5 protein-coding genes, 1 other RNA gene and 2 pseudogenes are annotated in these 5,189 nt (G+C 68.3%); all 8 read right to left on the bottom strand.

Translation table 11 applies throughout. From position 1 onward, the window contains the following. Window positions 1-82: 82 nt before the first annotated feature. Window positions 83-449: a transfer-messenger RNA gene (ssrA, locus tag ABDW21_RS16100) on the bottom strand. A gap of 113 nt (window positions 450-562) precedes the next feature. Continuing rightward, window positions 563-1,393: a maleylpyruvate isomerase family mycothiol-dependent enzyme gene (locus ABDW21_RS16095; RefSeq protein WP_343599763.1), complete on the bottom strand. Its 831-nt coding sequence runs from the start codon at window positions 1,391-1,393 to the stop codon at window positions 563-565. 76 nt (window positions 1,394-1,469) lie between these two features. Continuing rightward, the gene (locus ABDW21_RS16090) at window positions 1,470-2,219 is read right to left on the bottom strand and encodes an EamA family transporter (protein WP_343599774.1); all 750 of its coding nucleotides are present in this window, start codon (window positions 2,217-2,219) and stop codon (window positions 1,470-1,472) included. A gap of 95 nt (window positions 2,220-2,314) precedes the next feature. Beyond that, window positions 2,315-2,806, bottom strand: a complete 492-nt coding sequence (smpB, locus tag ABDW21_RS16085; RefSeq protein WP_343599762.1) for an SsrA-binding protein SmpB — start codon at window positions 2,804-2,806, stop codon at window positions 2,315-2,317. A gap of 2 nt (window positions 2,807-2,808) precedes the next feature. After that, window positions 2,809-3,702 carry a permease-like cell division protein FtsX gene (gene ftsX / locus ABDW21_RS16080; RefSeq protein ID WP_343599760.1) on the bottom strand — a complete coding sequence of 298 codons (894 nt, stop codon included), beginning with the start codon at window positions 3,700-3,702 and terminating at the stop codon, window positions 2,809-2,811. Continuing rightward, window positions 3,703-4,392 carry a cell division ATP-binding protein FtsE gene (gene ftsE, locus ABDW21_RS16075; protein WP_343599773.1) on the bottom strand — a complete coding sequence of 230 codons (690 nt, stop codon included), beginning with the start codon at window positions 4,390-4,392 and terminating at the stop codon, window positions 3,703-3,705. Between the two features lie 84 nt (window positions 4,393-4,476). Continuing rightward, window positions 4,477-4,812, bottom strand: a pseudogene (locus ABDW21_RS16070) (hypothetical protein); the annotation flags it as partial. Continuing rightward, window positions 4,809-5,189: pseudogene (locus ABDW21_RS16065) on the bottom strand (mechanosensitive ion channel family protein); the annotation flags it as partial. The pseudogenes ABDW21_RS16070 and ABDW21_RS16065, both read right to left, overlap by 4 nt.

The following is a 5,189-nucleotide window of genomic DNA, read 5'->3' as shown; positions in this document are numbered from 1 at the left end:
GGCCGTCGTCGACACGTCTCTGGACTGTCACTGCCGTTTCTGGTGGAGCTGCGGCCGTTTCTGGTGGAGCTGCGGCCCTTTCTGGTGGAGCTGCCGGGAATCGAACCCGGGTCCTACGGCATTCCCTCAAGGCTTCTCCGTGCGCAGTCCGCGATGCCTCTACTCGGATCTCCCGGTCACACGGACCAGCCGGGATGACGATCCCAGTCGCTGTGAGTGTCCCGATGTGCCCCGCGACCGGACACCTCGGTGGATCCCTCTAGCTGATGCCAGGGTCCGGGCCGAGGGCATCCCGGTCTGACAGACCAGCCGTCGCCTAGGCGGCGAGGGCGTAGTCGCGCTGTGTAGAAACGGCGCTTATTTGGTTGCAACGACGCTTACGGTGGTCTCTTGCCTGCACCGGCACGCTTCCCTTGATTCGATGCGCGAAGTCGAAACCGTTCAGCCCCTCGCACCCCCGCCGATCATCAGCGAGAAAAACCATGGTACGCAGCTTTTCGCCGGCGAGCCAGCCATCGGCCATGATCGGTCCACGCCGGCGCGCCGTATCACACGGTTCGCGTCAGATCACGTAGTTGAGATGCTCGACGATGCGTGACCCGACCTCCTCGTCACCGATGAGCTCGACGGGTGCGCCGGCTACCCGCCCACCCGCCAGCCGGGTGAACAGCAGGCCGTCAAGCCGGATCGTCACGGTGGGCTCCGGCCCGCCGAAGTCGTCGACCACCCGGGCGCGGCCGTCGACGGCGACGCGGATGGTACGGGCCAGCGGACCGGTCAGCTCGACGGCGACCCGAGACCCGTCGGGCGCTCCCCCGAGCTTGCCGACGACATAGCCCATGCCGGCCGCCATCTCGTCGAGCGCCAGTCGCGAGTCCGGGCCGACCAGCTCCTCGTCGCCGGCCGGCCGGCCCAGCGCGTCGCGGATGTCGTGCTCGTGCATCCAGCAGTCGAACACCCGCACCCGCATGAACCGCCCGTAACTGTCCGGGCCGACCGGGGTCGGCGTCAGCGCATTCCAGTCGTCGTCGGACATCGCCGTCAACTGCGTGCGACGGTCGCGCGTCACCGCCCGGAACCGCTGGTGCAGATCAGCGCCGGACTCCCCGCCAAGGTGGCGCACCCAGCGCTCGTTGGCCGCGCCGACGTCGTTGCGCACGTGCGGCAGCGCCGACACGTCGACGTCCGGCACCGCGAGGCCCAACAGTGCCGACTCCGAGCCGACGAGGTGCGACACCACCGCGTGCACATCCCAGCCGGGCAGCGGCACCGGCGCCCGCCACTGCTCGTCGGTCAGCCCGGCCAGCAGCCGGTCGAGGGTGTCCCACGAGGCGAACAGACCCGACAGCACGTCGGACCTGTCGAGTTCGGTGACCGGACGCGCCGTGCTCATGCCATCCGATGGTAGGACGTCGCCGGATGGTGAGACGTCGCCGGATGGTGAGACGTCGCCGGATGGTAGGAGAGGGTCACGCGGCGGCGATCATCCCCACCGCCACCATCGCCAGGACCATGCCGAGCCCCTGCCAGCGCGTCACCCGCTCACGCAGCACGACGACGGCCAGGACCACGGTCGCCGCGGGGTACAGCGAGATCAACATGCTCGACAGCGACAGCAGCCACTTCTGCATCGCCATCAGCATGGCGACGTTGGCAACGGTGTCCAGCAGCGCCACGGTCACCGCAAGCCTGGTCGGCGTTCTGCCCGGCAACGAAAAATTGCCGCTCATCCCCGCCACCGCGAAGACCAGCACGGTGGCCGACGCCCGCGCGAAGAACAGCGGCCACAGCCGGCACTCCACCGGCGCCTGATGGATAAGCACGAAGTCCAGCCCGAACGCGACCCCGCAGCCGACGGTCAGCCACGCCACCCTGCTGGTGAACCGGTGCGTCGCGACGTCGGGGTCGGAGCCGGACTCCCGGCTGACCAGGATCACCGCGAGCATCGCCAGCACCACGCCCATCGACGCCGTCTCACCGGGCCGCTCGCCCATCGCGACGCCGACGGCGACCGGGACGGCCGCATTGATCACCGCGGTCAGCGGCGACACCACCGAGATCGGGCCGGCTGCGAGCGCCGCGTAGAACCACCACACGCCGACGGCCTGGCTGATCCCGTACAGCGTGCCCCACACCAGCGCGCCGGGGCGAACCGGCCCGCCGGTGCTGACGGCCAGCACACCCAGCAGGGTCGTCGAGACCGGGTAGGACACCAACATGACGCGCAGTGCCGCCGTGCGCCGGGCGGCAATCCCCCCGACGAAGTCGCCGACGCCGTAGCTGAGCGCGGACAGCTGGGCGTAGGCCGCGCCGATCAAGCCATCCCCTTGGCGCGCCGACCCAGGGCTCGCAGCACTTCGCGCTGAGCGTCGCGGCGGGCGAGGTCCTGACGTTTGTCGTGGGCCCGCTTGCCGCGTCCCAACGCGAGCTCCACTTTAACTTTTCCATCACGGAAATATAACGACAACGGCACCAGGGTGAGGTTACCATCGCGGATCTTGCCGATCAGTTCATCAATGTGGCGGCGGTGCAAAAGCAGTTTGCGGGTCCGGCGCGGATCATGGTTGGTCCAACTGCCATGGTGATATTCCGGAATGTGCAGGTTGCGCAGCCAGACTTCGCCGTCATCGATGGTGGCGAAGGCGTCCGCCAGTGACGCCTTACCCGCCCGCAGGCTTTTCACTTCGGTGCCGAGCAGCACCACCCCGGCCTCGAAGACTTCCAGAATCGAGTATTTGTGCCGAGCTTTGCGGTTGGTGGCCAGAACCTGCCTACCGGTCGCAGAGCTGCCGGGTTTTTTGGCCACGACTACCGCCGCACATACACGCGCAGGGTTGCGTAGGACGTCACCGCGGCCATCACCACACCCACACCCAGCAGGACCGGGGCGATGTAGAGGATGTCGGCGTAGTCGATCCGGGCGATCAAGTTGGCTTGGTAGAACTGGTCGAGCGCGTTGCCCAAGAACAGCGCGCGCACCAGGATCAGGCCGACGACGGAGATGACCACGCCGACGGTGGCGGCCACCACCGCCTCCACCAGGAACGGCAGCTGGGTGTACCAGCGGCTGGCGCCGACCAGTCGCATGATGCCGACCTCGGTGCGCCGCGTGTAGGCCGCCACCTGAACCATGTTGGCGATCAACAGGATTGCCCCGACGGCCTGCACCAACGCGACGGCGAACGCGGCGTTGGACAGCCCGTCCAGCACGGCGAACAGCCGGTCGATGAGGTCCTTCTGGTTCAGCACGCCCCGCACGCCCGGCTGACCCTGCATGGCGGCGTCGAAGTCCGTGTGCTGCTCGGGGTTTTCCAGCTTGACGATGAACGACGCCGGAAACGAATCCTTGCCCGCCACGTCCTTGAACTGCGGGAACTTGCGGATCGCGTCGTGGTACGCCTGGTCACGGTTGAGGAACCGCACCGATTTGACGTCGCTGCGCGCCTCGATTTTCTCGCGCAGCGACCGGCAGGCGGGACTGTCGCAGTTCGGGTCGTTGGCGGAGATGTCGTCGGTCAGGAACACCTGCGTCTCGACACGGTCGAGGTAGATGGCGCGGGAATGGTCGGCCAGCCGAACCACCAACAGCCCGCCGCCGAACAGGCCGATCGAGATGGCGGTCGTCAGGATCATCGCGACGGTCATCGTGACGTTGCGACGCAGACCGGTCAGGACCTCGTTGAACAGGAAACCGAAACGCACTTAACGGTCCATCCCGTAGACGCCGCGCTGCTCGTCTCGCACCAGCCGGCCCAACGACAGCTCCACGACGCGCTGGCGCATGGCGTCGACGATGTGATGGTCGTGGGTGGCCATCAGCACCGTGGTGCCGGTGCGGTTGATCCGCTCCAGCAGGTCCATGATGTCGTTGCTGGTTTCGGGGTCCAGGTTGCCGGTGGGCTCGTCGGCCAGCAGCAGCAGCGGCCGGTTGACGAAGGCGCGGGCGATCGCCACGCGCTGCTGCTCGCCGCCGGACAGCTCGTCGGGCATCCGGTTGGCCTTGCCGGACAGGCCGACCATCTCCAGCACGTCGGGCACCACGCGGTCGATCGCGTCTTTGCGCTTGCCGATGACCTCCAGCGCGAACGCGACGTTCTCGAACACCGTCTTCTGCTGCAGCAGCCGGAAGTCCTGGAAGACGCAGCCGATCACCTGCCGCAGCTTGGGGATGTGGCGGCCGGGCAGCGTGTTGACGTGAAACTTCGACACCCGCACGTCACCCGCTGTCGGCTTCTCCGCGCCGAGCAGCAGTCGCATGAAGGTCGACTTGCCCGAGCCGGACGGACCGATCAGAAAGACGAACTCACCCTTGTCGACTTTGACGTTGACGTTGTCCAGCGCCGGACGCCCCGACGACTTGTACTTCTTGCTGACATGGTCGAGGGCGATCATCACGGCTCGTCAGTGTACTGGTGGGTCCGCGCGGGAACCGCTCAGCGCTGCGGTGTGGGTGAGTCAGGGGGGGCTCGGCGGCGGCGGTGTCGTCGTGGTCGTGGTCGTCGTGGTCGTCGTGGTCGTCGTGGTCTCGGTGACGGTGACGGTGGACGGCGGCCGCCTCAGGCGGCTGCGCGGCACCCAGGTGTATTGGGGATCCGGCACGTACCCGGGCGGCACCACCTGGGAGGCCGGCAGCTGGACGGGTGGCGACGACGGCCGGGAGTGCTGGTAGTCGTCATAGACCCACCACGCCGCCGCGAACGCGACCACCAGCACCACCGTCGAGGTGCGCAGGCGACCGCCGGGCAGATAGCCCGGCCAGCCGCGCCCCGCGTCGGCGCCGGCCTTCCTGCCCCTGCCCGGCCTGAGCTTCATCCCTCGTCCTCGCGGCCCGGTGTCTCCTCGCCGGCACCGTCAGCGGCCACCGGACGGCCGACGGCCTCCGCGGTTGACGTCGCGGCGCCGGCGGTGACGATCCCGGCGCGGGCCAGCGCCCGCACCACCAGCACCCGCAACTGGCGGCCCGCCTCGAACTGCTTGCCCGGCAGCGTGCGGGCCACCATCCGCAGGTTGACGGTGTCGACCTCGATGCTCTCCACCCCCATCAGCGTCGGCGCGTCCAGCAGCAACGCCCCCAGCGCCTGCTCGTCGCGCGCATGCTCACACACCTCGTGCAGCACCTCGTTGGCCCGGTTCAGGTCGACGCTGGTCGACACCGGGATGTCGACGACCGCGCGCGCCCAGTCCTTAGA

Source organism: Mycobacterium sp. (assembly GCF_039583805.1).
In the GTDB taxonomy this organism is placed as follows: Bacteria; Actinomycetota; Actinomycetes; order Mycobacteriales; family Mycobacteriaceae; genus Mycobacterium.
This window is presented reverse-complemented; position numbering and strand designations above follow the sequence as displayed.